Raw genomic sequence first — 284 nt, 5'->3', positions numbered from 1 at the left:
ATCACGGTAACGAACACTGGAAATGTGACCTTAGATGGAGTAGCGATAGCTGATACGTTTGTAGACGCCAATGGCACCCCACTGACCTTATTAACCGGTCCAACGTTTGTTAGTGCGGATGCCGGCAGTTTAGAAGGCGACTTATTGGTCGGCGAGACGGCTACGTATACAGCGACCTATGTGATCGAGCAAGATGCAGTAGATGCCGGAGGCTTTAGCAACAGTGTGTTAGCAGACGGAGACAGTCCGGCAGATACCAATGTCGATGACACGAGTGATGATGG

The 284-nt window shown here is 50.7% G+C and carries 1 protein-coding gene; it reads left to right on the top strand.

The window, feature by feature from the left end; translation table 11 throughout:
* Positions 1-284, top strand: a 284-nt coding sequence (locus ACXAFS_RS15310) for a DUF7507 domain-containing protein (RefSeq protein WP_475308050.1), incomplete at its 3' end; no start/stop codon positions are given.

It is taken from the genome of Winogradskyella sp. ABM4_392 (assembly GCF_056160445.1).
The sequence above is the reverse complement of the archived record's forward strand: the minus strand, read 5'-3'. Positions and strand labels throughout refer to the sequence as shown.